1 protein-coding gene is annotated in these 1140 nt (G+C 70.5%); it reads left to right on the top strand.

The window, feature by feature from the left end:
* Positions 1 to 1046, top strand: a 1046-nt coding sequence (locus G6045_RS40605) for an AMP-binding protein (RefSeq protein ID WP_165337263.1), incomplete at its 5' end; no start/stop codon positions are given.
* Between the last annotated feature and the right edge of the window lie 94 nt (positions 1047 to 1140).

Raw genomic sequence — 1140 nt, 5'->3', positions numbered from 1 at the left:
ACCCCGCCCTGATCGTCTACACCTCCGGCACCACCGGCCCGCCCAAGGGCGCCGTCCTGCCGCGCCGCGCGCTCGCCGCCACGCTCGACGCCCTGGAGGACGCCTGGCAGTGGACCTCCGAGGACGTGCTCGTGCACGGGCTTCCCCTGTTCCACGTCCACGGATTGATCCTCGGCGTCCTCGGCCCACTGCGGCGCGGCGGTTCGGTGCGCCATCTGGGCCGTTTCAGTACGGACGGGGTCACGAAGGAACTGAGTGCCGGGGCCACGATGCTCTTCGGCGTCCCGACGATGTACCACCGGATCGCCGAGCAGCTGCCCCAGGACCCCGCGCTGGCCGAGGCGTTGGCGGGTGCGCGGCTGCTCGTGTCCGGGTCGGCGGCGCTGCAGGCCCGGGACCACGAGCGGATCCGTACGGCGACGGGGCGGGCGGTGATCGAGCGGTACGGGATGACGGAGACCCTGATGAACACCAGCGTCCGCGCGGACGGCGAACCCCGCGCGGCGACCGTCGGCGTCCCGCTGCGAGGCGTCGAGCTGCGCCTGGTCGACGAGAGCGGACAGGAACTCCCGGGCGGTCCCGACCAGGTGGGCGAGATCCAGGTGCGCGGCCCGAACCTGTTCCTCGAGTACCTCAACAGGCCGGATGCCACCGCGGAGGCGTTCACCGAGGACGGCTATTTCCGTACGGGTGACATGGCGGTGCGTGACCCGGACGGTTACGTACGCATCGTGGGCCGCAAGGCCACCGACCTGATCAAGAGCGGTGGCTACAAGATCGGCGCGGGCGAGATCGAGAACGTCCTGATGGAGCACCCGGCGGTCGGGGACGCGGCGGTGACCGGTGAGCCGGACGCGGACCTCGGCGAACGGATCGTGGCATGGATCGTCCCCACCGATCCCGAACAACCGCCGAGCGCCGAGGAGTTGGCCGACCACGTGGCCTCGCAGCTCGCCCCGCACAAGCGCCCGCGCGTCGTCCACTACCTCCCCGAGCTGCCGCGCAACGACATGGGCAAGATCATGAAGAAGGCGCTCCATGTCTGAGCCAACCCCCCGCCTCACCGCCCGCCAAGCCATCGCCCTGCTAACCGAAAACTTCACCCAAGACCTCACCAAGGACTCCCCCGAACCCCCCTCC

The sequence above is a fragment of the Streptomyces mesophilus genome (assembly GCF_011044995.1).
Classification (GTDB): Bacteria; Actinomycetota; Actinomycetes; order Streptomycetales; family Streptomycetaceae; genus Streptomyces; species Streptomyces mesophilus.
The sequence above is the reverse complement of the archived record's forward strand: the minus strand, read 5'-3'. Positions and strand labels throughout refer to the sequence as shown.